The organism is Nocardia ignorata NBRC 108230, assembly GCF_001612905.1.
Classification (GTDB): Bacteria; Actinomycetota; Actinomycetes; order Mycobacteriales; family Mycobacteriaceae; genus Nocardia; species Nocardia ignorata.
The window spans coordinates 698485-723756 of the sequence record NZ_BDBI01000002.1 but is presented as its reverse complement, the minus strand read 5'-3'; the positions used below and the strand labels follow the sequence as shown (position 1 = coordinate 723756).

24 protein-coding genes are annotated in these 25272 nt (G+C 68.6%); 10 read left to right on the top strand and 14 right to left on the bottom strand.

The window, feature by feature from the left end; genetic code table 11:
- Nucleotides 1-12 precede the first annotated feature (12 nt).
- The 4 genes from tatB (at nucleotide 13) to NI2_RS03630 (ending at nucleotide 3321) form a co-directional block, all read left to right on the top strand.
- A complete protein-coding gene (gene tatB / locus NI2_RS03645) occupies nucleotides 13-435 on the top strand; it encodes a Sec-independent protein translocase protein TatB (RefSeq protein ID WP_067485778.1) in 423 nt (140 codons plus the stop codon).
- A 182-nt stretch (nucleotides 436-617) separates the two neighbouring features.
- Nucleotides 618-1475 (top strand): hypothetical protein, encoded by an 858-nt coding sequence (locus NI2_RS03640; protein ID WP_067485776.1) that lies wholly within the window; start codon nucleotides 618-620, stop codon nucleotides 1473-1475.
- A 116-nt stretch (nucleotides 1476-1591) separates the two neighbouring features.
- Nucleotides 1592-2164 carry a hypothetical protein gene (locus tag NI2_RS03635; RefSeq protein ID WP_067485774.1) on the top strand — a complete coding sequence of 191 codons (573 nt, stop codon included), beginning with the start codon at nucleotides 1592-1594 and terminating at the stop codon, nucleotides 2162-2164.
- A gap of 77 nt (nucleotides 2165-2241) precedes the next feature.
- Nucleotides 2242-3321, top strand: coding sequence for an XdhC family protein (locus tag NI2_RS03630; protein ID WP_067485772.1), 1080 nt, complete (start codon nucleotides 2242-2244; stop codon nucleotides 3319-3321).
- Between the two features lie 180 nt (nucleotides 3322-3501).
- Here the strand turns inward: NI2_RS03630 and NI2_RS03625 are convergent, their stop codons facing one another.
- The 6 genes from NI2_RS03625 to dapE are packed head-to-tail and all read right to left on the bottom strand — an operon-like array spanning nucleotide 3502 to nucleotide 9544.
- On the bottom strand, nucleotides 3502-4440 hold the full coding sequence (locus NI2_RS03625; RefSeq protein ID WP_067485770.1) for a glucosyl-3-phosphoglycerate synthase: 939 nt from the start codon (nucleotides 4438-4440) through the stop codon (nucleotides 3502-3504).
- A complete protein-coding gene (gene folP, locus NI2_RS03620) occupies nucleotides 4437-5303 on the bottom strand; it encodes a dihydropteroate synthase (RefSeq protein ID WP_067485768.1) in 867 nt (288 codons plus the stop codon). Before folP ends, NI2_RS03625 begins: the two co-directional genes overlap by 4 nt.
- Before the next feature lie 2 nt (nucleotides 5304-5305).
- Complete coding sequence (locus NI2_RS03615) at nucleotides 5306-7072, bottom strand: long-chain-acyl-CoA synthetase (RefSeq protein ID WP_067485766.1); 1767 nt, start codon at nucleotides 7070-7072, stop codon at nucleotides 5306-5308.
- Nucleotides 7073-7081: 9 nt separating this feature from the next.
- The gene (locus NI2_RS03610; protein WP_371851929.1) at nucleotides 7082-7633 is read right to left on the bottom strand and encodes an LOG family protein; all 552 of its coding nucleotides are present in this window, start codon (nucleotides 7631-7633) and stop codon (nucleotides 7082-7084) included.
- Nucleotides 7630-8433 (bottom strand): LOG family protein, encoded by an 804-nt coding sequence (locus NI2_RS03605; protein ID WP_067486016.1) that lies wholly within the window; start codon nucleotides 8431-8433, stop codon nucleotides 7630-7632. Before NI2_RS03605 ends, NI2_RS03610 begins: the two co-directional genes overlap by 4 nt.
- Before the next feature lie 10 nt (nucleotides 8434-8443).
- Nucleotides 8444-9544: a succinyl-diaminopimelate desuccinylase gene (gene dapE, locus NI2_RS03600; protein WP_067485762.1), complete on the bottom strand. Its 1101-nt coding sequence runs from the start codon at nucleotides 9542-9544 to the stop codon at nucleotides 8444-8446.
- 117 nt (nucleotides 9545-9661) lie between these two features.
- On the opposite strand from dapE, the gene dapD reads away from it, so the two are divergent.
- The 3 genes from dapD to NI2_RS03585 all read left to right on the top strand — a co-directional run bounded on the left by dapD (nucleotide 9662) and on the right by NI2_RS03585 (nucleotide 12174).
- A complete protein-coding gene (dapD, locus tag NI2_RS03595; RefSeq protein ID WP_067486014.1) occupies nucleotides 9662-10612 on the top strand; it encodes a 2,3,4,5-tetrahydropyridine-2,6-dicarboxylate N-succinyltransferase in 951 nt (316 codons plus the stop codon).
- A gap of 135 nt (nucleotides 10613-10747) precedes the next feature.
- Entirely contained in the window at nucleotides 10748-11365 is a 618-nt protein-coding gene (locus tag NI2_RS03590) for a DUF8020 domain-containing protein (protein WP_067485760.1), read from the top strand.
- A 140-nt stretch (nucleotides 11366-11505) separates the two neighbouring features.
- Nucleotides 11506-12174, top strand: coding sequence for a molybdopterin-dependent oxidoreductase (locus NI2_RS03585; protein ID WP_067485758.1), 669 nt, complete (start codon nucleotides 11506-11508; stop codon nucleotides 12172-12174).
- Here the strand turns inward: NI2_RS03585 and NI2_RS03580 are convergent.
- Nucleotides 12171-13598, bottom strand: coding sequence for an acyl-CoA synthetase (locus NI2_RS03580; protein ID WP_174552176.1), 1428 nt, complete (start codon nucleotides 13596-13598; stop codon nucleotides 12171-12173). The two genes, NI2_RS03585 and NI2_RS03580, sit on opposite strands and share 4 nt — an antisense overlap.
- Nucleotides 13599-13712: 114 nt before the next feature.
- Between NI2_RS03580 and NI2_RS03575 the strand changes: the two genes are divergently transcribed.
- Nucleotides 13713-14564, top strand: a complete 852-nt coding sequence (locus NI2_RS03575; RefSeq protein WP_067485756.1) for an oxygenase MpaB family protein — start codon at nucleotides 13713-13715, stop codon at nucleotides 14562-14564.
- 41 nt (nucleotides 14565-14605) lie between these two features.
- On the opposite strand, the gene NI2_RS03570 is transcribed toward NI2_RS03575, so the two are convergent.
- The 7 genes from NI2_RS03570 to NI2_RS03540 all read right to left on the bottom strand — a co-directional run bounded on the left by NI2_RS03570 (nucleotide 14606) and on the right by NI2_RS03540 (nucleotide 23082).
- Nucleotides 14606-16147 carry a GMC oxidoreductase gene (locus NI2_RS03570; RefSeq protein WP_452445560.1) on the bottom strand — a complete coding sequence of 514 codons (1542 nt, stop codon included), beginning with the start codon at nucleotides 16145-16147 and terminating at the stop codon, nucleotides 14606-14608.
- A gap of 326 nt (nucleotides 16148-16473) precedes the next feature.
- Nucleotides 16474-18084, bottom strand: coding sequence for a serine/threonine-protein kinase (locus NI2_RS35530; RefSeq protein ID WP_067485752.1), 1611 nt, complete (start codon nucleotides 18082-18084; stop codon nucleotides 16474-16476).
- Nucleotides 18085-18185: 101 nt separating this feature from the next.
- Nucleotides 18186-19301 (bottom strand): succinyldiaminopimelate transaminase, encoded by a 1116-nt coding sequence (dapC, locus tag NI2_RS03560; protein ID WP_067485750.1) that lies wholly within the window; start codon nucleotides 19299-19301, stop codon nucleotides 18186-18188.
- Nucleotides 19298-19621 (bottom strand): ferredoxin, encoded by a 324-nt coding sequence (gene fdxA, locus NI2_RS03555; protein ID WP_022566345.1) that lies wholly within the window; start codon nucleotides 19619-19621, stop codon nucleotides 19298-19300. The genes dapC and fdxA overlap by 4 nt, the downstream gene beginning before the upstream one ends.
- Before the next feature lie 143 nt (nucleotides 19622-19764).
- Nucleotides 19765-20058 (bottom strand): helix-turn-helix domain-containing protein, encoded by a 294-nt coding sequence (locus NI2_RS03550; RefSeq protein ID WP_067485748.1) that lies wholly within the window; start codon nucleotides 20056-20058, stop codon nucleotides 19765-19767.
- On the bottom strand, nucleotides 20051-20374 hold the full coding sequence (locus tag NI2_RS03545; protein ID WP_243749745.1) for a type II toxin-antitoxin system RelE/ParE family toxin: 324 nt from the start codon (nucleotides 20372-20374) through the stop codon (nucleotides 20051-20053). The genes NI2_RS03550 and NI2_RS03545 overlap by 8 nt, the downstream gene beginning before the upstream one ends.
- Before the next feature lie 107 nt (nucleotides 20375-20481).
- Nucleotides 20482-23082, bottom strand: coding sequence for a bifunctional FO biosynthesis protein CofGH (locus tag NI2_RS03540; protein WP_067485744.1), 2601 nt, complete (start codon nucleotides 23080-23082; stop codon nucleotides 20482-20484).
- A 150-nt stretch (nucleotides 23083-23232) separates the two neighbouring features.
- On the opposite strand from NI2_RS03540, the gene NI2_RS03535 reads away from it, so the two are divergent.
- Both NI2_RS03535 and NI2_RS03530 read left to right on the top strand, forming a co-directional pair.
- On the top strand, nucleotides 23233-23730 hold the full coding sequence (locus tag NI2_RS03535) for a PH domain-containing protein (RefSeq protein ID WP_067485742.1): 498 nt from the start codon (nucleotides 23233-23235) through the stop codon (nucleotides 23728-23730).
- Nucleotides 23727-25247, top strand: coding sequence for a PH domain-containing protein (locus NI2_RS03530; protein WP_067485740.1), 1521 nt, complete (start codon nucleotides 23727-23729; stop codon nucleotides 25245-25247). Before NI2_RS03535 ends, NI2_RS03530 begins: the two co-directional genes overlap by 4 nt.
- Nucleotides 25248-25272: the final 25 nt, after the last annotated feature.

Genomic DNA, 25272 nt, shown 5'->3' with positions numbered 1-25272 from the left:
TAACCTGGGATCGTGTTCAGCAACATCGGGTGGAGCGAGATGATGATCCTGCTCGTCGCCGCCCTCGTGATCCTCGGCCCGGAGCGCCTGCCCGGGGCGATCCGCTGGACCACGTCGTCGCTGCGTCAGGTGCGCGACTACGCCAGCGGGGCCACCTCCACGCTCAAGCAGGAACTCGGCCCGGAGTTCGACGAGCTGCGCAAACCGCTCGCCGAACTCAACGAGCTGCGCGGGATGACACCGCGTGCCGCGGTCACCAAGCATCTGCTGGGCGGCGACGACTCGGTGCTGCGCGATCTGGAGAAGGCCGTGCCGGACCGCAAGGAGCTGTTCGGCACGAGCAGCGGAATGCCCGGCAGCGGACCCTCGTTGTCGAAGGCGCCGAAGCCGTTGGAGCACAACGAGCGGCCGCCGATCGACTCCGACGCCACCTGACACCCGCGAACAGACCACACGGTCGTCATTTGCCACCCGATCGCGCGTACCGCCGATGTCCGTGCCGACCTCGCCGTCTTTGTGGTTGCCGACAGGCACACCTCGATCGGCGTTGTGCGCCAAGACATTCGATGTCAATCGTTATAGACACGAATCGCCGTCCAGCTGTCTAGACTTCGCACATGTCGGCCGATGACGTGGCACGAGTCTTCGCGATCGAAGACAAGGTCGAGAGACTCAAAGCAGCCACCGACGGGGTGGCGGCTGCTCAGCAGACCATCAACGAACTCACCAGGATCCGCCGCGCCGTGATCCGCGAACTCCACGCCGAAGGCTGGACGTTCGCCCGCATCGGCGCCGCCGCGGGCTTGTCGCGGGCGCGCATCCACCAGGTGAGCACCCAGGGTCCGGTGCCCGAAGGGCTGTTCTTCGGACACGGCACGCTCACCGTGCTGGCACCGGAGGTCCGCACGGGCAGGCTGCTCGGCGCACCTGATCCGGCGGCCGCGCAACGGCTGGCCGAGCTGCTGCGCCAGCTCGGTTTCGTGGCGACGGTCGAGACGTTCCTGCCGGGCAGACCCATCGATCTCAATCGTGACGGCCTGGTGGTCCTCGGCGGGCCCGAGCTGTCGCCGAGCCTGCGTCAGCTGGTGGCGGCCGATCCACGACTGCGGCGCACCGTCACCCGCGCGGGCGATACCCGGCGCGGCATCGAGGACCGGGCCGCGCGCCGCGTCTACCGGCCCGGCGGCACCGAACCACACGACATCGCGTACCTGGCCCGGCTGCCCCGCCCCGACCGGCGCGGCACCGTGATGCTCATCGACGGGCTGCACCCGCCGGGTTCCCTGGGTGCGATCCGGTTGCTGGCCACTCGGCTGGCGACGCTGCACGAGCGGGCGAGCACGCATCTGTTCTCGGTTCTCATCGCCGTGCGGTACGACCGCACGACCGGCGAACCGGTCGATGCAGACCTACTCACCCCGGTTTATCGGCACGAAACCGACCAAAAGTCCGCTGCGAACCGGACTCGCCCATAACTGCATCTAAACAACGGACACTTTGTGATCTGCATCACGGTAATGTTATAGATCACAACCCGAGCCCGATGGTTAGATTGCTAGCGAGTAACCGAGTGTGAGTAGGTGAGCTTCACATGTTCTCGTCTCCCGAGGCCAATGCCTGCCGGGTCCTGCCCGTGCGCGCGGCCGGCGTCGCGGGCCCCCGGCCTGTTTCCGCGTCCGAGACCGACTCCGTCGGCGGTGAAGTGGTCGTGACGACCCACCGCGTGACCTACAGCGACCGTTTGAAGGTCTTCATCGGCCCGCACGAGGACGTGGACAGCTTCCTGCGCCCGTTGCGCCGGATGGACGGTCATCAGCGCTTCGCGATCGATCTGACGGTCCTACCCGAGCCCATGCCCGCCACCGAGGTGACTGCGTCGGTGAGCGCGGCCCGCGGCGATCTGGCGTTGCGCTGCACCGGCTCCGCCGACGCGATGACGCTGCAGCTGCGCACCACGATCGACCATCTGCCGCGCCGCTACACCCTCGGGTTCCCCGGCAGCCGCCTCGGACTGCCCACGGTGTACGTGCCGCACGGCGACGACGACACCTACGTCTACCCGGAGGAGGTCTTCACCGCCGAGTACGCGGCGCAGATCTTCCACGATTTCTTCCATCAGGGCGCCGTGCCCGCCGGTCTCCAGCACCGCGAGATCCTCGACTGAGCTTTCACCGCGCCTGGATGCTCGCGGTTAGCTAGGCTGGACCGAAAGGTCACAGTCGGTGGAGAGGCCGGTGGGCGATGCGCGATCTGCTCGGACAGGCGCTCGATCTGCTCGCCGAGGGGCCGGTGGCGCTGGCCCGGATCATCGACCGGATCGGGGCGGGGCCGCGCGATACCGGGGCCGCGATGGTGGTCACTCCGAATGGTCGGGTCGTCGGCTCGCTCTCGGGTGGATGCGTCGAGGCGGCGCTACTGGTGACGGCCCAACAGGCGCTCGCCGACGGCTCGGCCTGTGTGGAGCGGTTCGCGGCAGCCGACGAGCTCACCGTCGGACTGCCGTGTGGTGGGGAGATCGAGGTCTTCGTCGAACGGCTCGACCACGCCGATCTTCCGCTGCTGCGAGAGCTGCGGGCCGCGCTCACCGCGCACCAGCCCATCGCCTACGCCACGACTCTCGAATCCACCCCGGATCGCCGGCTGCTGCGGCCCGGGCAGGTCACGCCGTGGCGCGGCCTCGACCAGGACGCGGCCGCACTGCTCGCCGCGGGCCACAACGGCATGGTCGGCGCCCAGGACTGCACGCCTGCCGCCGCGACCCGCCCCCGCACCTTCGTCCAGGTGTTCCGCTCCCCCGCCCGCATGATCCTGGCAGGGGCCAACGACTACACCCGCGCCCTCACCACGGCCGCCACTCAGCTCGGCTATCGCGTCACCGTCGTCGACGCCCGCGAAACCTTCACCACCCCGGCACTTTTCCCCACCGCCGACGACGTGGTCGTCGACTGGCCCCACCGCTACCTGACCGCCGAAGCCGCGGCAGACCGCATCGACGACCGCACGGTCGTCTGCGTCCTCACCCACGACCCCAAATTCGACGTCCCCATGCTGGCCGCCGCGCTCGACCTGCCGGCAGTCGCCTTCATCGGCGCCCTCGGTTCCCGCCGAGCCCACCGCGACCGCACCACCCGCCTCCGCGACCACGGCCTCTCCCCCGCCACCATCGCCCGCATCCACAGCCCCCTCGGCCTCGACCTGGGCGCCCACACCCCCGAGGAAACCGCCGTCTCCATCCTCGCCCAGATCCTCGCCACCCGAACCAACACCTCGGCCCGCCCCCTCACCACCCTGACCGGCCCCATCCACCCTCCAACACCCTGAGCCCCTCGACACTGATCCCCGTGCGGACCGTCTTCGCTTCCGATAACCGCGCCGCGGCCGATCGGTACGTAGGTCGTCGAGTTCGGCGTCGTCGGCAGCCCCGCACAGTCGAGCCACGCGGCAAGGGGTGCGCGCGCCGATGACCGCCTCGTCGGGACGACGAGGCGGTCGGGGGAGGTGTCAGGCGGCGACCTGTTCGGGGCGGAGGGTTTTCATCGGGGGGCGGTCTTCGAGGGAGACCTCGGTGGTGTGGGGGATGAATTCGCCTGCGATGAGGGGGAATTGGGTGAGGGGGGCGCCGGAGTCGGGGACGCCGCTGCGGCGCAGGGCGGTGCCGAGGATCTGGCGGCTCATCACGCCGAGGTCGGAGAGGGGGCGGTTGCGGTGGGTGCGGACGCCGAGGTTCACCTGGGTGATGGCGTCGAGACCCAGGCGGTCGTAGGTGTCGAGCAGCAGACCGATCTCCACGCCGTAGCCGGGGGCGAAGGGGACGGCGGTGAGCAGTTCGCGGGTGCCCGCGTATTCACCGCCGAGCGGTTGCAACACCTGGACCAGTTCGGGGCGTAGCGCCGCCAGCAGGGGGCGGGCGACCAGTTCGGTGACCCGGCCACCGCCGTTGGCGTCCACGGACTCGCCTTGGCGCAGCGGGCGCCGGTAGTAGGCCTTGGACAGATGGGTGCCGGGCATGGTCAGCAGCGGGCCGAGCAGCTTGGGCACGAACGCCGGATCAGGATCGATGAGATCGGAGTCGACGAAGGCGATGAGGTCACCGGAGGTGCAGGCCAGCGACCGCCACAGCGCCTCGCCCTTGCCCGCCACCGGCTCGAGCTCGGGCACGGCCTCCTCGCGGGTCACCACCTCGGCACCCGCGCGCCGCGCACGTTCGGCGGTGGCATCGGTGGATCCGGAATCGAGCACGATCAGTTCGTCGACGAGGGTGCCGAGCAGCGGCCGGATACTGGCCACCACGTCGGCGACGGTGTCCTGTTCGTCGAGGGCGGGCAGCACCACCGAAACGGTGCGACCCGCTTTGGCGGCGACGAGGTCGCCGACCGTCCAGTCAGGGGTGTCCCAGGTGTGGGTAGTGGCCCAGGCGGGCTCGCGGTGTTGGATTTTCATGCCAGACCTCGCAGAGTTCGTGCGGGGGGCCGGATGCCCTGGATTGCGGCGATCATGTCCACGACCCGCCGGGTCTCGGCGACTTCGTGAACCCGGAAGACCCGAGCGCCCGCAGCGGCCGCCCACGCGGTCGCCGCCAGTGTGCCCTCGACCCTCTCGGTCAGACCGACACCTAGAGTCTCCCCGATAAAGTCCTTGTTACTCAGGGCCATCAGCACTGGCCACCCGGTTTTTACGAGACTGTCGATTCCACGCAACAACTCGAGCCCGTGATAGGTGTTTTTTCCGAAATCGTGAGTGGGATCGATCACGATTCCGTCGCGACGCACCCCGGCGGCGGCCGCGCGGTCGGCCGCGGCGGCCACGGTGGCGGTCACTTCGGCGACCACGTCGGCGTAGCGGACCCGGTGCGGACGGGTGCGCGGCACGGCACCACCGGTGTGGCTGCAGACGATACCGGCACCCAGGTCGGCGGCCACGTGGACGAGCTCGGGGTCGGCCCCGGCCCAGGTGTCGTTGACGAGGTCGGCACCGGCTGCCACGGCATCCCCGGCGACCTTGCCGCGCCAGGTGTCCACACTGATCAACAGCTCCGGATACTTCTCCCGGATCGCCGCGACGAACGGAACCACCCGTCGCGTTTCCTCGGCCGCGTCGACCGTGTCCCCCGGCCCGGCCTTCACCCCGCCGATGTCGACCAGATCGGCGCCTTCGTCGACGGCCCGCGTCACCCGGTCCATCGCGGCCCGGTCGGTGAAAGTGGCGCCCCGGTCGTAGAACGAGTCGGGGGTGCGGTTCACGATCGCCATCACCAGCGCGCGATCGGTCGGCACGGGCCGACCACAGAAGGTGGGTTCAGGCATCGCTATCGCGGAGCTCTACCCGCGGCGACGTCGTCGGCGTAGCCGTCGTAGGCCGGGACGTAGCCCTCGGTCGGTCCGCTGAGCACATACAGCTGTCCCTCGGCGTCGGCGGCGTAGCCCTGCTTGCGCAGTTCCACCTTGCGGCTCTTGAAGGTGGAGGTCTGCTCGAGTTCGGCGACCACCCGGACGAACAGCGGCACCGCGTAGAGCGGCAACCGCTCGTACACGGTGGCGGCCAGCCCCTTACCGTCGAATTCGGCATCGGGGTGCAGGGTGATCGCGGCCATGCCCGCCTTGCCGTCGGTGCCGGGGATGTCCACCCCGAACACCACCGCCTGCTCGACGCTCGGGTGCTGATCGAGCGCGCCCTCCACCTCGGTGGTCGCGACGTTCTCGCCCTTCCAGCGGAAGGTGTCACCGAGCCGGTCGACGAACGCGATGTGCCAGAAGTGCTGGTCGCGCACCAGGTCGCCGGTGTCGAACCAGCAGTCGCCCTTCTTGAACCCGTCGCGGACCAGCTTGGATTCGGAGGCCTTCGCATCGGTGTAACCGTCGAAGGGCTGACGGTTGTTCACCTTCGCCAGCAGCAGCCCGACGCCACCGGAACGCACCTTGCGCAGCTTCCCGTCCGGTCCGCGACGCGGCTTACCGGTCTCGTCGTCGTACTCGACCACCGCGTACGGCAGCGGGCACAACCCGGCCGTCCGGTCGACACCGAAGGCGTTGACGAAGGCGAGCGGCGCCTCGCTCGACCCGTAGAACTCCACCACCCGGTCGATGCCGAAGCGGCGCCGGAACTCGTCCCACAGTTCCGGCCGCAGCCCGTTGCCGACGACGAGCCGTACCCGGTTGTTCTCCTCGCCGGGCCGTACGGGCTGGTTGAGTAGGTAGCGGCACAGCTCACCGATGTAGATGAACGCCGTCGCCCCTTCGCGGGCGATCTCGGCCCAGAAGCCGGAGGCGGAGAACTTGCGCGCGAGCACATAGGTGGACTCACCGGCCAGCACCGCCGACAGCGCCACTGTGAGCGCGTTGTTGTGGTACAGCGGCAGGCAGCAGTACAGGGCGTCGTCGCCGCGCAACCGCACGCCGAGCCCACCGAGCCCGGCCATGCTCTTGGTCCAGCGCAGGTGGGTCATCACGCTGGCCTTCGGCATACCGGTGGTGCCGGAGGTGAAGATCAGGAACGCGCGTTCGCCCGCCGTCACCTGCTCACAGACCGCGGGGTCGGAAGCTGTTCCGCCACGCGCCGATTCGGCGATTTCCTCGGACATCAGCACGTTCGCCGGTGCCTGGGGCAGCGAATCGAGCGCTTCCAGGCATTCCTCGCCGACCACGACCAGCACGCTGTCGAGCAGACCGATGCTGTGGGCCAGCACCTGATCGCGCTGGTTGTAGTTGAGCAACCCGACGGTGGCGCCGAGTTTGAGCACCGCGAGCACCGTGAACAGCGTCTCGGGACGGTTGGTCATGAGCACGCCGACCACGTCGCCGCGATCGACTCCGCGCGCGGAAAGCACTGCGGCGTACCGGTTCACCTCGCTGTTGGCGGCGCGATAGGTGTAGGAACGGTCTTCGAAGCGCAGGAACACCCGGTCGGGCCGCCGGTGGGCGAGCCGCTGGAAGTACTTGCCGATGGAGGCTTTGTCCTTGGGCCCCACCAGCATTCCCGGTGCGTTGCGCAGCATGCGCGGTGCGTCCATGGCCATGCCGGGCAGCTTCTTGGCCAAGTCGAACACGCTGACGGTGTCGCGGGCGTCGTTGCTCACGTCGATCTCCTACCCTCGGGCCGCGGCCGGTGTCAACGCGGCGAACGCGGCTGGCAGGTCGGCGGCCACGACGATGCGGTCGCGCGCCTGCTGTGTGACAATCTTGCGCTCGAACAGCTCGTCCAACCAGCCGAACAGCCCGCGGTAGAAACCGTCGGCGTCGAGCACGACCACGGGTTTGGTGTGTTCGCCCAGGTAACCGCCGGTCCAGGTTTCGAAGAATTCCTCGAGCGTCCCGACGCCGCCGGGCAGGGTGAGGAAGGCGTCGGCGCGTTCCTCCATCAGCAGTTTGCGCTGGCGCATGGTGTCGGTGACGAGCAGTTCGTCGGCGGCGGTATCGGCGACCTCGCGGTGCACCAGATGCTTGGGAATCACCCCGACGGTGTGCGCGCCGCCCGCCCGCGCGGCCGCCGCGACCGCGCCCATCATCGACACCCGGCCGCCGCCGGACACCAGTTGCCAACCGCGACGGGCGATTTCGGTGCCCACCTGGGACGCCAGATCGATCAGTTCCGGTTCGGTTGTACTCGCCGAGCAATAAACGCAGATCGAGTAGCTCACCACTGATCCTCGGTGCCGAGCCGTTCGATGTCGCTGTTGCCGCTGCCGGTCGCCTCCTTGACGATGCGCACCACGTCTTCGACGCTGTCGGTGACCTGGATGAGGTCGAGATCCTCCGGCGAGATCTTGCCCGACCCGGCCAGCGAATTACGCATCCACTCCACCAGCCCGGACCAGTAGGCCGTGCCGAACAGGATGATCGGGAAGCGGGTGATCTTGCGGGTCTGCACCAGGGTGAGCGCCTCGAACAGTTCGTCGAGGGTGCCGAAACCGCCGGGCAGGCAGACGAAGGCCTGCGAGTACTTCACGAACATCGTCTTGCGGACGAAGAAGTAGCGGAAGTTGATCCCCAGGTCCACCCAGTCGTTGAGCCCCTGTTCGAACGGCAGCTCGATACCCAGGCCGATCGAGTAGCCGCCCGCCTCCGACGACCCGCGGTTGGCCGCCTCCATGGCCCCCGGTCCGCCGCCGGTGATGATCGCGAAACCGGCGTCGGTGAGCGCGGAGCCGATCGCCCGTGCCGCCGCGTACTCCGGGTGGTCGGCCGGCGTGCGCGCCGAGCCGAACACCGTGACGGCGGGCGGCACCTCGGCCAGCGCGCCGAAGCCCTCGACGAACTCGGCCTGGATCCGCAGCACCCGCCACGGATCGGTGTGCACCCACTCGCTGTCCTGACGGGTGTCGAGAAGATTGCGGTCCGCGGTCCGCGCTCCCGGCTTGCGTTCGCGTCGGAACATCACCGGCCCACGGAACTTCGGTTTGGCCTTCCCCACCTGTTCATCCACGGATTCGCTCGACATGTCCTCCACGCTACTGGGCACCCGCGGTGAGGTAGGTGCGCAGCATGGCGGTGACGGCGGTGATCTGGCTGAGGGGGACGTGTTCGTCGCGCTTGTGGGCGAGGTTGGGGTCGCCGGGGCCGAAGTTCACGGCGGGGATGCCCCGGGCGGCGAAGCGTGAGACGTCGGTCCAGCCGTACTTGGCGCGCACTCCGCCGCCGCCGTGGGCGTTGACCGAGTCGATGAGGCTGCGCGCGGCCGGTGCGGTGAGACCGGGCAGGGCGCCGGGCGAGGAATCGGTGACCCGGAAACCCACGTCGAGCCCGTCGAAGACCTCGCGCACGTGCGCGATGGCCTGCTCGACCGTGCGGTCGGGGGCGTAGCGGAAGTTCACGTCCACCTCGGCCACGTCGGGTACCACATTGCCCGCGACGCCACCGGACACGCGCACCGCCGAGAGCCCTTCGCGGTACACGCAGCCGTCGATGTCGACCTGGCGCGCCTGGTAGGCGGCCAGACGTTCCAGCACCGGCGCCAGCGCGTGAATCGCGTTCTCCCCCAACCAGGCCCGGGCCGAATGCGCGCGCACACCGGACGTGCTCAACCGCACGCGCAGCGTGCCCTGGCAGCCCGCCTCGATCCAGCCACCGGAGGGTTCGCCGAGCACGGCGAGGTCGCCGTCGAGCCACTCGGGCATATCGCGTTCGATGTGGTTGAGGCCGTTGAACTCGGCGGCGATCTCCTCGCCGTCGTAGAAGATGAGCGTGAGGTCGTGGGCCGGGTCGGTGATGGTGGCGGCCAGGTGCAGGAATACCGCGTCACCGGACTTCATGTCGACGGTGCCGCAGCCGAACAGCACCGGCTCCCCGTCCACCTCGGCGGACCTGCTCGGCACGTTGTCGGCGATGGGCACCGTGTCCAGGTGCCCGGCCAGAATCACCCGGGTGGGCAGGCCGAGGTTCGTGCGCGCCAGCACCACATTGCCGTGCCGCTTGATCTCGAAACCGGTGGTCTGATCGCGCAGCGCCTGCTCGACCAGATCCGCGATGGCGGCCTCGTCGCGGGAAACGCTCGGCACATCGACCAGGGCGGCGGTCAACTGGACGGGGTCGGCGCGCAAATCGAGAGTCACATCTCGACAGTAGTACGCGCGTACGACGCCGTGTCCGGGTGCGGGAATCGGACCGGGTGGTCCATCGCACAGCCCCCGCGCCACCTCGACCTGGATCGAGGCGGCAAAATGTGGTCCGTGAGCACTCAAGGAGCAAGCGCAGTCGGTATCGCCACCATCACCTCGGACGGCACCGTCCTCGACACCTGGTACCCGAGCCCGGAGCTGGGCGAGTTCACCGAGACCGGCTCCCAGCGCCTCGACGCGGCCGACGCGCCGGAGTTCGCCGACCTGCTCGGCCCCGACAAGGCGCGCGGCGTGGAGGTGGTCGCGGTGCGCACCACCATCGCCGACCTGTCGGCGGCCCCCACCGACGCCCACGACGTGTACCTGCGCCTGCACCTGCTCTCGCACCGCCTGGTCCAGCCGCACGGCCTGAGCCTGGACGGCCAGTTCGGCCTGCTCAGCAATGTGGTGTGGACCAACCACGGCCCGTGCGCGGTGGAGGGTTTCGAGCAGACCCGGATCAAGCTGCGCGCCCGCGGCCCGGTCACCGTGTACAGCATCGACAAGTTCCCCCGCATGGTCGACTACGTGGTGCCCTCGGGTGTGCGCATCGGCGACGCCGACCGCGTCCGCCTCGGTGCGCACCTCGCCTCGGGCACCACCGTCATGCACGAGGGCTTCGTGAACTTCAACGCGGGCACCCTCGGCAACTCGATGGTCGAGGGCCGTATCTCGGCTGGTGTCGTGGTGGGCGACGGCTCCGACATCGGTGGTGGCGCGTCGACGATGGGCACGCTGTCGGGCGGCGGAACCACCGTCATCTCGGTCGGTGAGCGCAGCCTGCTCGGCGCCAACGCGGGTCTCGGCATTCCGCTCGGCGACGACTGCGTGCTCGAGGCGGGCCTGTACCTGACCGCCGGAACCAAGGTCACCGCGCCCGACGGCACCGTCGTCAAAGCCGCCACCCTGGCCGGGCAGAACAATCTGCTGTTCCGCCGCAATTCGACCACGGGTGCGGTGGAAGTGGTGCCGCGCAAGGGCACCGGTATCGAGCTCAATGCCGCGCTGCACGCCAACGACTGAATCCCGCATTCGGCAATATCGCATTTATTGCGGTTTGTTGACGACGGGTATCCCGTTGCGGCAAGGCTTTTCGGGTCCGCTAGCTTGAATTCGCCCACCCGGTCGGGGGGCTTTCGAATGTGGAGGGATTCAAGTATGAAGTTCGGAAAGTTCACTACTGCTGTTGTGATGTCGGTTGTCGCGGTGGGGATTACCGCGGCCACCGCCAACGGTCAGCCCGCCGTGGCGACCGAACAGCCCGCGGTGGTGGCTGCGGGGGGCGTGACTTCGGGTGTGAGCAACGGGATCGACTACACCACCGCGGTGTCGCCCACCGACAAGACCATCACCTGGGCGGTCGACAACGGCCGCTTCGAGCTGGCCGCCGACGGGTCGGCCGTGCTGCTGCGCAATGCCGAGGGCGTCACCGTCGACCAGACGGCGCTGCGCTCGGAGGTCGCGGGTCTGCCGATCTCGGTGACCCCGCAGATCGCCGAGGACGGCCGTAGCGTGAAGCTGGCCGCCTCGATGACGCCGGAGGACACCGCCAAGCTCGGCGACATCGCCGAACTGAAGGACATCAGCTCCTACGACCGCCTGATGGCCCAGGTCAACAAGAACCTGCCGGGCATCGCGATCGGTGGCATCATCGGCGCGTTCTTCCCGTTCCTGTGGCTGTTCACCATCCCCGCCGGGATGCTGATCGGTGGTTACGTGATGGGTGGCCAGGAGTTCCTGGACGCGGTGATCGCGTTCGCGACCGGCCAGCCCTGATCCACTGAACCGAAAGGCCCCGCACTCGCCCGAGTGCGGGGCCTTTTCGTTGCCCGGGGTGACGAAGCCGATACTCGACGCGGCCACCGGCACGGAGTAGTTTCAGCTGTTATACGGAGTCGTATAACAGGAGGATCGGCATGGCACTTCTTCCCCCGGGCCAACGCGCCGTCGAAGGGTTCCCCCGCTTCGGTACGCATCTGCATCACCCGCCGCCGCCGGTTCCCGAGCACCCCGCGATCGAGGTCTGCGGGGCCGCGGTCGAGCCCGTCACCATCGCGCTCACCGAACTGGCGCAGCTGCCGCGGCGCGAGCAGAAGGCCGATTTCCATTGCGTAGCAGGATGGTCGGCGACCGACCTGCTCTGGGAGGGCACACCGTTCCGCGACTTCTACCGGCTGGTGATCGAGCCCGCGCTCGCACCGGGAGCGACGATCACCCACCTCAGCTTCGAGGGCCTGGACGAGTTCCGCTCGGTCGTGCAGTTGGAAGACGCCCTCGCCGACGACGTCTTCCTCGCCGACCGCCTCGACGGCGAACCCCTCGACAGCGACCACGGCGCCCCGATCCGGCTGGTGAGCCCGAAGCAGTACGGATTCGTCAACACAAAACACCTGTGCCGCATCGAAGTTCACACCGCCGCCCCGCCGGACCCGGACAAGTGGTCGCCGCTGGCCTCGCACGCCAGGGCACGGGTGTGGGCCGAGGAACGGCACCGGTATCTGCCGGGGCGCGTGGTTCGTCCGGTGTATCACGCCCTGATCGGGCCCATCCGCCGGCTGAGCGCGCGGGGCAGCATGAACCGCTAGGTCAGCGACTTCTTCTGCACCTTGCCCATCGCATTGCGCGGCAGCGCGTCGACGAAGCGGATCTCACGCGGCCGTTTGTGGGCCGAGAGCTGGTCGCCCACATGCGCGATCAGTTCGGTCGCGAGATCGTCGGAGCCGGTGTCGCGGGCGACGACGAAGGCGACGATCCGCTGTCCGAGATCGTCGTCGGGCAGCCCCACCACGGCGACCTCGGCGACCGCCGGATGCCCGAGCAAGGCGGTTTCGATCTCGCCCGCGCCGATCCGGTACCCACCGGACTTGATCAGGTCGATGGACTCGCGGCCGACGATGCGGTGGAAACCGGCGGCGTCGATGACGGCGACATCACCGGTGCGGAACCAGCCGTCCTCGGTCCAGTCACGGGCCGTGGCGTCGGGGCGGCCGAGATAGCCGTCGAACAGCATCGGGCCGCGAACCTGCAGGCCACCGATGCTCACGCCGTCGTGCGGGACGGGATTGCCCGCTTCGTCGCGCAGCCGGGTCTCGACGCCGCGCACCGGCGTGCCGACCCAGCCCGGCCTACGTTCACCATCGGCCCTGGTCGACAGGGTGATCATGGTTTCGCTCATGCCGTACCGCTCCACCGGCGCGTGCCCGGTGAGCTCGGCCAGCTTCTCGAAGACCGGAACCGGCAGCGGCGCGCTGCCCGAAACCAGCAGCCTCGCCCGGCTCAATTCCTTGGCCGCTTCCGGCTTTTCGGCGATGCGTGACCATACCGTCGGCACCCCGAAGTACAGCGTTCCCTCGGCGGCGGCGTAGGCGTCGGGGGTCGGCTTGCCGGTGTGGATCAAGCGGCTGCCGAAACGCAGGGGCCCGAGTAGGCCGAGGATCAGGCCGTGTACGTGGAACAGCGGAAGTCCGTGCACGAGTGTGTCTTTGCGCGTCCAGTTCCAGGCGTCGGCGAGCGCGTCGAGCCCGGCGGCGATGGCGCCCCGGCTGAGCATCACGCCCTTGGGGGCGCCGGTGGTGCCCGAGGTGTAGAGGATGAAGGCGATGGCCGCCGGGTCGGGCTCGGGGTAGGTGTGCCAGGACCGAGCGTGCAGGCGCACCGGAACCACCGGCAGATCGGTGTCCGCCGGCGCGGCTCCGAGCCAGGCCTGGGCGCCGGAATCACGCAGGATGTGTTCACGCTCAGCGGTTCCCGCGTCGGGCGGAACGGGGACGATCGTCACCCCGGCGATCAGGCAGCCGACCACAGCGAGCACGGTCCGCAGGGTCGGCTCGGCCAGCACCGCGACCCGTTCGGCGCGCCCGATCCGTTCGGCGACCGAGGTGGCCGCACCCAGCAGATCACTGCGCGAGACGGTGGCATCATCGATGGTGACGGCATCGGGAAGGTCGTCCCCGGCGGCGACGGCGAGCGGATTCAACGAGGCGAGCAGCAGCGGCGGACCGTAGGACATCCGTCCACGCTAGCCCGGCGCGTTCCGGCGGCACGCGCCACCGCCCGTTGACACCCCGACGACAGAATGAGACATTCAAGCTACAACTCTCTCACCGACGAATTGGGGTCAACGATGACCAGCCTCGCGCATTCGCGGTCCAGCCACACCGGACCCGCGGACTTCGACATCCGGGATCACGTCGACGGCGCCGCCGTCTTCTTCGGCGCAACGGCGAATGTGATCATGCAGCTCAGCCTGGCCCCGGTCGGCTACGGCGTCGCGGAATCGCGCGTGCACAGCGGAAGCATCATGCTGCACCCCTTCAAACGAACCAGGACCACCATCACCTATCTGTCGGTGGCGATGATGGGCACCGACGAGGACCGCGCCGCCTACCGCACCGCGATCAACGGCGCGCACCGGCACGTGCACTCCACGCCCGAGAGCCCGGTGAAGTACAACGCCTTCGACAAGAACCTGCAGATGTGGGTGGCCGCCTGCCTGTACTGGGGCTCGGTCGACCTGATGGAGCGCCTGCACGGCCCCATCGACGACGACACCGCCGACTCCTTCTACGAGTACGCCCACCGCTTCGGCACCACCCTGCAGGTGCCGCGCGAGATGTGGCCCGCCGACCGCGCGGCCTTCGAGGCGTACTGGACGGAGAACCTGGCCAAGACCAGCGTCGACGACACCATCAAGGCCTATTTCGACGGCCTGCTCGACCTGCGGATGCTCTACCCGCCCCTGCGCGTGGTCTTCGCCCGTTTCCATCGCTGGTACACCACCGGCCTGCTCCCCGAGCACCTGCGCGACGAACTCGGACTCACCTGGACCGAGCGCGACGAACGCCGTCTGGCCCGCCTGCTGCGGACCACCGGCGCGGTCTGGGGCCGCATGCCGCGCCCCATCCGCAGCTTCCCCTTCAACGCCACCCTCGCCGACATGCGGCGCAGGCGGCGCCGGGGCAAGCCGCTGATCTGAGGGCGTCGCGAGCTGCCCGGTGCCGGGCAGCTCGCGCGGGCTCAGAGGTCGTCGGCGATGATCCGTTCGATATTGCGTTCGGCGAGCGCGGTGATGGTGACGAACGGGTTCACGCTGGTATTGCCGGGGATCAGGGCACCGTCGATGACGTAGAGGCCCGGGTACCCGTGCAGGCGGCCGTAGTTGTCGGTGGCCTCGTTCAGCACGCACCCGCCGAGCGGGTGGTAGGTGAAGTCGTCACCCCAGGTCTTCGTAACGCCGAACAGATCGGTCCGGTAGATGGTGCCTTCCTTGGCATTGATCTTGTCGAAGATGCGTTTCGCCGCGTTGATCGACGACTGACTCCACGACTTCTGCCAGTTCAGGTTCACCTTTCCGGTGGCGGAGTCGAAGCTGAACGCCGCACGGTTCGGGTTCTTGGTGATCGCCAGGTACAGGCTCACGTAGGTCTCCAGGCCGGCCGGGAACGGCGCGACCTCGGCGAAGGCGGGCCCGCCCGGGTCCGCCCAGTTGTCGATGCCGAGGCAGGGCATGGAGGACTGCAGGCTGCCGGTGCCGTCCCACATGTGGTTGGCACGGCCGACCATCACATTGCCGTTGTTGCCCCACTTCTGGCCGACCGCGCCCGGGAGGTCGGGCAGTTTGCCCGTCGCCCGCATCGCCACCAGCAATTTGCTCGTGCCGACACTGCCCGCCGCGAAGAAGACCCGTTGGGCCGTCACGTTCTTGACGGCGACCGTCTTGCCGCTCGAATCGAGCTGGGCGATTTCCACCCGGTACCCGCCCGCGCCGGGCGTGACCGTGGTGACCTTGTGCAGCGGACTGATCCGCACCTTGCCGGTGGCGGCGGCCGCGCCGAGGTAGGTGCGGTCGAGCGAGCGTTTGCCGTAGTTGTTGCCGTAGATCACCTCGCCCGCCAGTGCCGAGCGGGTCGCCGTGCCCGCCTGCTCCTTCTTCATGTACTCGAAGTCGTAGACATTGGGTACGAAAGTCCAACCGAAACCGGATCTTTCGGCATGCTTGCGACCCACGCGTGCGAATTGGTAGCACTCCGCCGATTCGAACCACGTCTTGTCGATGTGATTGACGCCGAGCGCGGTATTCGCGCGCGGGTAATAGGTGGAATACATTTCCTCGGCATTCACCGACGGCAGGATCGCGGCGAAATTCTCCCGTTTCGGCGTCACCGCCATCCCGCCGTTCACCAGCGATCCGCCGCCGACGCCGCGCCCCTGGTACACCCGGATCCCGCCGAAGTCCTCGGAGTCGAGAACGCCTGTGTACCTGTCGATGTCCTTGTTGTACGAGCCGCCCATGAAGTACCCGACCGGCTGATCGGTGCGCTCGCGCAACCAGTACGACCGCCCGTCCGGTTTCAGCACCGGACAGAACACCCGCCCGTCGGGGCCCGGCGCATCCCACGACATTCCCATCTCGACGATCGCCACGTCCACCCCCGCCTGCGCCAATCGCAACGCGGCGACGGCCCCGCCGTACCCGCTACCGATCACCACTGCGGGAACCGTGTCCCCGTCGGCCAGCGGTGCGGCGGAGGCGAGCGCGCGGCTCCCCACGGTCGCCACCGCTAAAGTGACACCTGTTGCAGCTAGGAACCGCCGCCGCGTGAACCCTCCCGCGTATCGGGTTCGACCTGGGTTTTCATGCAAGAATTCACGCACTGTGCGGCTCCTCATCGAGACTGCAAATGAGAACCTGTTATACCGAGCCACTCACCCGGGTGATCGCAGAACGCCGCACCCCGCCGTCACCTCGCCGACCGCTTCGCCGCCGGAAACGTCATCGCTCCAGGTTCGCCGCTTACGGGACCGCCGTCCCGCGTTGAGGGGCATTGACCAACGCGTGTTTCAGATTTAGGGGCATGGCTGGTCCCCTGAGCTGATCCGCCGACTCAGAGCGGGGCTTGTTCGAACCAGGATGCGTAGGTCTCGTCGAAGGTGTGGCCGGGCCAGGAGACCTCGACGAGAATGTCGGCTGTGGCGCTGTGATCGCGTTCCCTCACCGCGAGGGTGAAGGGGGCGCCCGGGTCGCTCGGGCGGGCGACGGCGACGGCCGAATTTCGCGCTGGGTGGGTCCGGACGTCGTGGACGACGGTGTGCCGGGAGAAATAGTTCTCGACGTCGGCGGCGGACGGGTACGCGGTGAACCAGGTGATGACGCCGTCGGCGTCGGTGCACGAGATCTGGCGAAGGGGCGCCGGGTCGCCGGGGGCGACCACGAACGTGGACGTCGGCGAACAGACGGCATCGCGCCAGCCACGACCGGCCGGATTCGAGGCGATCAAGCTCGGGAACGCCGTGGCGATCGAAGAGTGTTCACCCCAGGTCGGCGGCGGTGGAACACGCTGCGGCCGGACGAATTTCCAGTAGACCGCGCCCGCACCGACAACGCCGACACCGGCGATCATCGCGAGTACGAGCAGACCCACCGCGAGCGCCCGCCATCGAGACGAGACAGCTTTACCCGGAACCTCGGTCGCGCGCGGACGCACCGCGCGAGCACCCGGATGAGCCGCGGCAACCGTTGGCAGGTCGGCTGGAGTGGTAGAAGTTCCGGTGGGAGCACTCGACGGTGCGGCGGAAGCACTCATGGCCGGGTAGCGCCGCGTTTCGCCGGGCGACAGCGCCGGTCCGGTGCGCTGCGGGCCGCCGATCAGCGCTGGAGCGACAGCCGATGCCGCGGCCGCCGCCTGACCGAATTCGGCACAGCTGCCGAATCTTTCAGCCGGATCCTTGGCCATGGCACGACCGATCACCGCGTCCAGGCCGGGCGCCAGACCGCTTACCCGGTCCGAGGCCCGCGGCACGGGCTTGGTGAGATGTGCGGCGACGACGGCACCGGGATTGTCTGCGGGGAACGGGCTTTCGCCGGTGAGCAGCGTGTACAGGGAACAACCGAGCGAGTATTGGTCGGATCGGTGATCCACAGTCGCACCGGACAATTGTTCGGGCGAGGCGTAGGCGAGGGTGGCGAGGAAGTCGCCGGTGCGGGTGAGCTGGCGGGCGTCGCCGCGCAGACGGGCGATCCCGAAGTCGGTGAGCAGCACGCGATCCCGGCCCCGGCCGGCGGAGAGCAGGATGTTGGCGGGTTTCACGTCCCGGTGCAGCACGTCGCGCTCGTGGGCGTAGTCGAGCGCTTCGGCGGTCTGGGCGATGATGTCGACCGCGCGGGCGGGGTCCAGCGGGCGACCACGGAACACCGAGGCATCGGTGCCGTCCACGTACTGCATGGAAATCCACATCAGCCCGTCCTCGACACCGCGATCGAGCACCGACACGATGCCGGGGTGATCGAGGCGGGCCGATACGTCGGCCTCACGCTCGAAACGGGCCCGCACCTCCTGGTCCGAATACAGGTCGCGATTCAGCAGTTTCAGTGCGACCCGTCGCGGCAGGCGTGGGTGTGCGGCCAGGTACACGGTGCCCATTCCGCCGCGCCCGAGCACCCGCTCGATCCGATATCCGGCGAACACCGTGCCCGCGACCAAATCCACCCCGTGCATGTGTTGCGAGCCTTTCGATCCTGTTCGCGCCGATGTCGACTGTGCGGACACTAACCGATTCGCGCGCGAGACAGGAGGCGAGGCAACCGGACCCGGACGTCTCAGGAGAGCCGGGCGGCCGCTTCGGCGATGCGTTCGTCGGTGGCGGTGAGGGCGACCCGGACGTGCTCCGGGGAGCGTGGTCCGTAGAAGTCGCCGGGGGCGGCGAGGATGCCGCGGTCGGCGAGCCAGTCGAGGGTGACCCGGCACGCTTCACCACGGGTGGCCCACAGATAGAGGCCGGCTTCGGAGAAGTCGATGCGGAAGCCAGCCTGCTCCAAGGCTTTTCGCAGGGTGTCGCGGCGGGCGCGGTACCGCTCGCGCTGCGCCGCCTCGTGGGCGTCGTCGGCGAGGGCGGCGGTCATGGCGGCCTGGATGGGGAAGGGCAGCATCATGCCGGAGTGTTTGCGCACCTCGAGCAGTTCGGCGACCAGTTCGGGGTCACCAGCGACGAAACCGGCGCGGTAGCCGGCCAGGTTCGAGGTCTTCGACAGGGAGTGGATGGCCAGCAGGCCGGTGTGGTCGCCGTCGCAGACGCGCGGGTCGAGGATGGAGACCGCCTCGCCCTCCCAGACCAGGCCCAGGTAGCACTCGTCGGAGGCGACGACCGCGCCGCGTTCACGGGCGAAGGCAACCACCTTGCGCAGGTGCTCGACGGGCAGCACCTTGCCGGTGGGGTTGGACGGAGAGTTCACGAAGATCAGCGCCGGGTTCTGCGGGCCGATCTGGGTGAGGCCGTCGGCGCGCCACGGCTTCGCACCGGCCAGCAGGGCGCCCACTTCGTAAGTGGGGTAGGCGATCTCGGGGATGACGACGAGGTCGTCGGCGCCGATGCCGAGCAGGCGCGGCAGTCCGGCGATGAGCTCTTTGGTGCCGATCACCGGCAGCACGGCCGCCGGATCGACACCGGTGATCCCGAACCGGCGCGCCAGCGCGGCGACGGCCGCGGCGCGCAGTTCAGGGGTGCCGTGCGTGGTCGGGTACCCGGGGACGGCCGCGACGGAGCCGAGTGCGGCCTGGATGAGCGGGTCGACCGGGTCGACCGGTGTGCCCACCGACAGGTCGACCAGCCCGCCCGGATGCGCGGCGGCTTTCTGCTTGACCGCGGCGATGGTGTCCCACGGGAAGTCGGGCAGCAGGCTGCTCACCCGGCCACGGGTCGGCACCCCTGCGCTCATTCTTCGGCCATGGGGGGCAGCGCCTTGATGAAGGCCGGGTCGTAGTCGACCTTGCCCACCTTGGTCGCGCCGCCGGGCGACCCGAGTTCGTCGAAGAAGTCGACGTTGGCGTTGATGTAGCCGCTCCACTGGTCCGGAGTGTCGTCCTCGTAGAAGATCGCCTCCACGGGGCAGACCGGCTCACACGCACCACAGTCAACGCACTCGTCGGGTTGGATGTAGAGCATGCGGCCACCCTCGTAGATGCAATCCACGGGGCATTCCTCGATGCACGCCTTGTCCTTCACGTCAACGCACGGTTCAGCGATGATGTACGGCACTGCCGTTCTCCTAGTCTGTCCACAGCTGCGGGGGCCAACTCCGCCCCCCGAACCCTATCCCGAACTACACGCTACCCCCAGGTCAGCCTGCCCTAACTAGTTCATCGCAACGGCTTCGAGTGATGCCGGACTCGAATTCGAGCTCAAGCAACCCGCGGGCGTACCTGTACGACCAGGTCGGCATCGAGTGCGCGGGCCAGCCGCTCCAGTACCGGAAGGCTCGGGATCGTCCCGCCCGCCTCGAATCGGGCGACAGCCGACTGAGTCATTTCCGCGGCATCGGCCAGAACCGATTGAGTCCAGCCTCGGTCCTCGCGCATGCGCCGGATATCGCGACCGAGTTCGTAGGCGAGTTTCGCCGCGGCGTACGCCTCAGCCGCACCAGGCTCCCGCAGACGGCGGTCGCGCATCTCGGCCCAATCGGCTCTCTCAGTCATCGCTCTCGTCCTCCTCAGCCGTGTGTCGCTCGACGACGCAACGTTGCATCGCCTTGCGAGCGCGGTCGACCTCGCGGCGCTCCCGCATCCTGGACTTCACAAATACCGTGAGCAGGATGATGCGGCGGCCGGGCGCGATCCAGTAGGACACCCGAGTCGCCTCGGATTCCAGTTGAAATCGCAGCTCGCGGAGCTTTCCATCGAGTTGTCGCGTGTGCGGCTCGCCAAGCGGGGGCCCGTACTCGGCCAACAGATCGACGTGGAACGCCGCTCGCGCGAACATCTCGGTGGACAGCTTCTCGAGCCAATCCCGCACCTCAGTTTCGAGCTCGATGGTACCCCATGACATAACAGCAATGCTATATCGTCGTCCTGGAATTCATGCAATCTGCGCATAATACGACGGTCCTGCCCGATGTGGGTCTAGCTGATCGTCAGCGCGATCGGGGCAGCCTTCGGCTCGACGGTGCCGTAAGTGGTGGTTCGTTCGCGGACCGGGCGGTCGATGCCCGCCGCGATCTCGGTGAGTTCGGCGACGGTCTTGGCCGAGCCGTGCTGGGAGCCCGCCATGCGAGAGATGGTTTCCTCCATCAGCGTTCCGCCGAGGTCGTTGGCGCCGCCCGAGAGCATCATCTGGGTGCCGACCGTGCCCAGCTTCACCCAGCTGGTCTGAATGTTGTGGATGCGGCCGTGCAGCATGATGCGCGCGAGGGCGTGGACGGCGCGGTTGTCGCGGTTGGTCGGGCCGGGACGCGCGGCGCCCGCCAGGTACAGCGGGGCGCTCTGGTGGACGAACGGCAGCGGCACGAACTCGGTGAAACCGCCGGTGCGGTCCTGGATTTCGCGCAGCACACGCAGGTGACCGACCCAGTGCTTCGGGTTGTCGACGTGCCCGTACATCATGGTCGAACTCGACGGGATGCCCAGTTCGTGAGCGGTGGTGATCACCTCGATCCAGGCCGAGGTCGGCAGCTTGCCCTTGGTGAGCACCCAGCGCACCTCGTCGTCGAGGATCTCGGCGGCGGTGCCGGGAATCGAGCCGAGCCCGGCCTCCTTCAGCGCCGCGAGCCAGTCGCGGATGCTCTGCCCACCACGGGAGGCACCGTTGACGATCTCCATCGGGCTGAAGGCGTGCACGTGCATCGACGGGACGCGGGCCTTGATGGCGCGCACCAGGTCGGCGTACCCGGTGACGGGCAGCTCGGGGTCGATGCCGCCCTGCATGCAGATCTCGGTGGCGCCGTCGACATGGGCTTCCCAGGCCCGGTCGGCCACCTCGTCGGTACTGAGGGTGAAGGCGTCGGCATCGCCCTTGCGCTGGGCGAACGCGCAGAACCGGCAGCCGGTGTAGCAGATGTTGGTGAAGTTGATATTGCGGTTCACCACGTAGGTGACCTCGTCACCGGACACCTCGCGCCGCAGCTGATCGGCAAGAGCCGCAACGGCATCCATTGCCACACCGTCGGCGGTGGCGAGCGCGAGGTACTGGTCGTCGGTCAGGCCCGCCGGGTCGTTCTCGGCGGCACGCAGCGCGTCGAGTACCTCGGAATCGAGCCGTTCGGGTGCGGCGACGGCCAGGTCGCGGGCGTGTTCGCGAATGGTCTCCCAGTCGCCGAACGCGCCGACCACCTCCTGGCCGAGGCCGGAGTCGCTGCGGCTGTCGGTGATGCGGCCCTCGGAGTCGATGGCGGTGTTGAGGTCCACCCGGCCCGCCGAGTCCCACGACTCGTCGGGTTCCTGCCAGGCGAGCCCGACGGGCAGCGCCTCGGACCTGGCCAGCCCGGTGACCGGATCGGTGAGTGCCGCGACGTGCGCGCCGATGCGCGGATCGATCCACGGATGGCCCGCGCGCACATACTTCGGGTGCGCGGAGGTGCGTTCGGCGAGGGTGAACCCGGCCGCCTCGGTGATCTCGCGCAGCGTGTCGAGATTGGGCCACGGACGTTCGGGGTTCACGTGGTCGACCGTCAACGGCGACACACCGCCCCAGTCGTCGATACCCGCGTCGATCAGGGCGCGGCAGTCGCTGTGCGAGACCAGGTTCGGCGGCGCCTGCACCGGGACATCCGGGCCGAGCAGCAGCCTGGTCACCGCGACCGTGGCGAGGAACTCGGCCACATCGGCATCGGGCGCGTCGCGCATGGCGGTGTCGGACTTGGCCCGGAAGTTCTGCACGATCACTTCCTGGATGTGCCCGAACTCGCGGTGCAGCTTGCGGATCGCCATGATCGAGTCGGCGCGTTCGGCGAGCGTCTCACCGATACCGACCAGGATGCCGGTGGTGTAGGGCACCGAGAGCCTGCCCGCGTCGGTGATGGCCCGCAGCCGCACCGCCGGGTCTTTGTCGGGGCTGCCGAAATGGCAGGCGCCCTTCTCGGTGAACAGCCTGGTGGCGGTGGTCTCGAGCATCATGCCCATCGACTGGGCGACCGGCTTGAGCCGCGCGATCTCGTTCCAGCTCATCACGCCGGGGTTCAGGTGCGGCAGCAGGCCGGTCTCCTCGAGCACGAGGATCGACACCGCGCGCAGGTAGTCGAGGGTGGAGTCGTAGCCGCGTTCGTCGAGCCACTGCGCGGCCTCGGGCCAGCGGTCCTCGGGGCGGTCGCCCAGGGTGAACAGAGCTTCCTTGCAGCCGAGCGCCGCACCTTGCCTGGCGATCTCGAGTACCTCGTCGGGTTCGAGGAACATCCCCTTGCCCTCGGCCCGCAGCTTGCCCGGCACGGTCACGAAGGTGCAGTAGTGACACTTGTCGCGACACAGGCGGGTGAGCGGGATGAACACATTGCGCGAGTAGGTGATGGTGCGTGGTCTGCCCGCGGATTCGAGCCCGGCGTCGCGGACCCGGGCGGCGCTGGCGCACAGATCGGCCAGGTCGTCGCCGGTGGCGTGCAGCAGGACGGTTGCCTCGTCGACGTTCAACGTGACGCCGTCGCGGGCCCGTCGCAGCGCCCGGCGCATGGCCGAGGCACTCGGCGGGTTCGGCGGAACGCTCGGCAGTGGAAGGTCGCTCACCCCGTCGATCATGCGCTACTTCTCTCCCGAACGTGTGGTGGGCTGGTCACGCCGCCCGTAGCGGGCGCGCGAGGGTCGTCTTCCTCGGCCACAACCTCGGCCGCGCGGGCACATATTCCCGAGCCGGGCGAACTCGTCGCACCCTCGTGCCACGATGGCAGCATGTCGTTGCCGCGTTCAACCATCCTCGCCGACCCGGCCTGGCGGCCGAGTCCCAAGGCGAAACTGCTGTGGGCGCTGGAGAACGCCGTCGGCATCGTGGTGCTCGCGGTGGCACTCGCGGTGTGGGTGTTCGTCGACGACCGGCGCGGTTGGCAGTTGGTCGCCGGGCTGGCGCTGGTCGCGCTCACGGTGCTCGGGCTGGTCGTCGTTCCGCTGTGGCGGTTCGCGGTGCACCGGTGGGAGGTCACCGACGAGGCCGTGTACACGCGGGTGGGCTGGCTGGATCAGGAGTCCCGGGTGGCGCCGATCTCGCGGGTGCAGACGGTGGACACCGAGCGCGGCCCGCTCGAGCGGATACTCGGGCTGGCCACGGTGACGGTCACAACGGCGTCGTCGGCCGGCGCGGTCAAGATCAGCGCGCTCGACCTGCCCGTCGCCGAGCAGACGGTGCTTCGGTTGACCGCCATCGCCGCCCAGCATCGCGGAGACGCCACATGAGCGAGACACCATGGCAGCGGCTCGATCCACGCATGCTGCTGGTGTATCCGGTCACCGAGATCGTGAAATACATTCCGGTCCTGCTCGGTTCGGTGATCGTCGGTACCACCAGCGGCAATCCGCTGTGGAGCCTGATCCCGGTGCTGCTCGTCGCCGCGTTCGGTGTGCTGCGGTGGTTCACCACGACCTATCGCATCGACGCCGATCACGTGCAGTTGCGCACCGGGGTAGTCGGCCGCCGGACGCTGTCGGTGCCACGGCCCAGGATCCGCTCGGTGGACGTGGAAGCCGATCTGCTGCACCGGGTTCTGGGTCTTGCGGTGCTGACCATCGGCACCGGAACCGATACCGCCAAGGACGAGGAATTCAAGCTCGACGCGCTCGACACGAGCCGGATTCCCACCTTGCGCACCGAATTGCTCGCGCACACAGGTCGATCCGAAGAACGGCCGGCCGACGACGCCACACCCATCCACGAATCCGGTGTCGAGATCGGGCATTGGCGACCCGCGTGGGTTCGGTACGCGCCGTTGTCGCTGACGGGGCTGGCCATCGTCGCCCCGATCGCCGGGTTGGCGGCGCAGTACGGGGTGCTCGAGTGGATCGTGAAATCCGCTCCGGCACAGGAGATCGGGCACGACAGCGTCGCCGTGGTCGCCCTCGTGATCGCCGCGATGGTCGTCCTCACCCTGCTGCTGGTGAGCCTCGCCGCCTGCGGGCAGTACCTGGCCACGTGGTACGGACTGCGTGTCCTCGACAACGGTTCGACACTGCACCTGCGACACGGGCTCTTCACCACCCGCCAGATCACCCTCGACCTGGCCCGCTTCCGCGGCGCCACGCTCAACGATCCGCTGCTGCTGCGTGCGGCCCGCGCCGCCCAGCTGGAAATGATCATGACCGGGGAGAATCCGCGTCAGAAGGTGCTCCCCCAGGCGCCGCGCGCCGCCGTCGAACGCACCCTCGACGAACTCCTGCGCACTCATCGACGGCCACAGCTCACCAAGACGGACCCTGCTGTGCCGCAGGGCATTTCCGGCACCATGCTGGGCACTGCCGACTTGATCTCGCACGGTCGCGCGGCGCACCGGCGTCGGTATGTGCGGGCGGCCTGGCCGGTGGGCATCTTGCTGGTCGCCATGATCGTGCTCGCGCTGGTCGAAGGTCCACTGCCCGTGTGGATCTGGGTCGTGCCCGTGGTGTTCGCCGGGCTGATGGCGGCGCTGGCCGAGGACAGGTACCGCAGCCTCGGCCACCGCGTCCTGCCCGCCGACACCGGCCCCACCTGGCTCATCACCCGCCGCGGCAGCCTCGACCGCAATCGCGACTGCCTCGAAGCCCCCGGCATCATCGGCTGGACCATCCGCCAGACCTTCTGGCAGCGCCGCGTCGGCCTGGCCACGGTGGTCGCCGCCACGGCCGCGGGCAAGAAGGCGTACCTGGTGGACGACATCCCCTACACCGACGCGGTCGCCCTGATCGACGCCGTCACCCCCGGGCTGCAAGGGCACCGCTGAATCCATGACACCGCAGCGGCCGAGA

Coding starts and splice junctions, on each gene's coding strand:
- NI2_RS03530 (WP_067485740.1), top strand. CDS start 23,727: ATGAGCGAGACACCATGGCAGCGGCTCGATCCACGCATGCTGCTGGTG.
- NI2_RS03635 (WP_067485774.1), top strand. CDS start 1,592: ATGTTCTCGTCTCCCGAGGCCAATGCCTGCCGGGTCCTGCCCGTGCGC.
- dapC (WP_067485750.1), bottom strand. CDS start 19,301: ATGAGCGCAGGGGTGCCGACCCGTGGCCGGGTGAGCAGCCTGCTGCCC.
- NI2_RS03580 (WP_174552176.1), bottom strand. CDS start 13,598: ATGTCCTACGGTCCGCCGCTGCTGCTCGCCTCGTTGAATCCGCTCGCC.
- NI2_RS03550 (WP_067485748.1), bottom strand. CDS start 20,058: ATGACTGAGAGAGCCGATTGGGCCGAGATGCGCGACCGCCGTCTGCGG.
- NI2_RS03535 (WP_067485742.1), top strand. CDS start 23,233: ATGTCGTTGCCGCGTTCAACCATCCTCGCCGACCCGGCCTGGCGGCCG.
- NI2_RS03575 (WP_067485756.1), top strand. CDS start 13,713: ATGACCAGCCTCGCGCATTCGCGGTCCAGCCACACCGGACCCGCGGAC.
- NI2_RS03590 (WP_067485760.1), top strand. CDS start 10,748: ATGAAGTTCGGAAAGTTCACTACTGCTGTTGTGATGTCGGTTGTCGCG.
- NI2_RS35530 (WP_067485752.1), bottom strand. CDS start 18,084: ATGCACGGGGTGGATTTGGTCGCGGGCACGGTGTTCGCCGGATATCGG.
- NI2_RS03605 (WP_067486016.1), bottom strand. CDS start 8,433: ATGTCGAGCGAATCCGTGGATGAACAGGTGGGGAAGGCCAAACCGAAG.
- NI2_RS03640 (WP_067485776.1), top strand. CDS start 618: ATGTCGGCCGATGACGTGGCACGAGTCTTCGCGATCGAAGACAAGGTC.
- NI2_RS03585 (WP_067485758.1), top strand. CDS start 11,506: ATGGCACTTCTTCCCCCGGGCCAACGCGCCGTCGAAGGGTTCCCCCGC.
- NI2_RS03625 (WP_067485770.1), bottom strand. CDS start 4,440: ATGAAAATCCAACACCGCGAGCCCGCCTGGGCCACTACCCACACCTGG.
- folP (WP_067485768.1), bottom strand. CDS start 5,303: ATGCCTGAACCCACCTTCTGTGGTCGGCCCGTGCCGACCGATCGCGCG.
- NI2_RS03540 (WP_067485744.1), bottom strand. CDS start 23,082: ATGATCGACGGGGTGAGCGACCTTCCACTGCCGAGCGTTCCGCCGAAC.
- NI2_RS03630 (WP_067485772.1), top strand. CDS start 2,242: ATGCGCGATCTGCTCGGACAGGCGCTCGATCTGCTCGCCGAGGGGCCG.